At 64.7% G+C, this 351-nt stretch carries 1 pseudogene; it reads right to left on the reverse strand.

Features of this window, described 5'->3' with window-relative positions:
• Positions 1-321: pseudogene (locus tag M2D63_RS25570) on the reverse strand (hypothetical protein); the annotation flags it as partial.
• Positions 322-351 lie beyond the last annotated feature (30 nt).

Raw genomic sequence — 351 nt, forward strand, 5'->3', positions numbered from 1 at the left:
GTACTCGGCCAGGTTGATGACAATGCCTTCGCGCGGACCCGGCGCCAGGATGAAGCGGCTCGGCATGATGATCTCGGTGCCCGCGCAGGCCAGCCAAGGGTCGACGCAGGGGTTGGCGGCGATCATTTCCAGGTAGCCCAGGTCGTTGGCGGTGCCGATATCGGCGAAGGTATCTTCGTACTTGGCCTTGATCACCTGGGCCTGGCCAATGACGTCTTCACCAGGCGGTGGCAGGGGAAACTCCAGCGCAGCAGCAGGCCCGGCCGCCAGCAGGGCGGCCAGGGACAGGCAACGGGTGACGGGGGGAAAGCGCGGCAACATCCGGGAAATCGTTCGCTAATTCTGTGAGGT

Source organism: Pseudomonas sp. BJa5, from assembly GCF_030272875.2.
Taxonomy (GTDB): Bacteria; Pseudomonadota; Gammaproteobacteria; order Pseudomonadales; family Pseudomonadaceae; genus Aquipseudomonas.